Here is a 685-nt window from a genome sequence, read left to right on the forward strand (position 1 = left end):
TAGTGAAGAATTCGTTCTAAAAAAGGTGCGATTGTGTCGTAACTTACACCTCTAGCCGCAGGAGCACTTACGCCTGGCGCGGTTGCTGCTGGGAATACATCCAAATCAATGGTGAGATAGAGATAGTCACAATCGTCGATAAAGTGTTGCAGTTGGGTTAGGTGGTAGCTGTGATTCAAGTAATTGAGTTGACTATCTTCTACATACCATACGTTCAGCTCGTCTGCTTTTTGGAACAAAGCTTGCGTGTTGCTGCTGCGACTCACCCCCAAACAGGCGTAATGGAAAGCCCAATCATTACGCTGACAAAAATGATGAATTTGGTTGAATGGCGTGCCTGAGCTTGGTTTTACATCCGCTAATGAACTTTCGAACGCGCGCAAATCGAAGTGTGCATCGAAGTTAATGATGCCAATTTTTGGCTTTTTCTCTGGATGATGCGTTTTGAAATATTCCGCTAGACCAGAAAACGATGCCCACGCAATTTCGTGTCCGCCCCCCAAAACGATAGTTGGCGTGTGAGGTAGCGCTTCTGAAATGAGGTTTGCACAGCGTGATTGGCTTTCTTCTAACAAGTCATCATCGCAAACGACAGTCCCAAGATCATAAAGCCGGGCATCTTTATGCCAAGCGAGATTCGCTAACGCTCTACGAATCAAACCTGATGCTTTTTTCGGTCCAATCA

Annotated in this window: 1 protein-coding gene; it reads right to left on the reverse strand. The window is 45.7% G+C overall.

Annotated features, from left to right (window positions below; genetic code table 11):
* Positions 1 to 685, reverse strand: a 685-nt coding sequence (hutG, locus tag R8O11_RS28015) for a formimidoylglutamase (protein ID WP_318194973.1), incomplete at both ends; no start/stop codon positions are given.

This window comes from Vibrio sp. 1288, assembly GCF_033344475.1.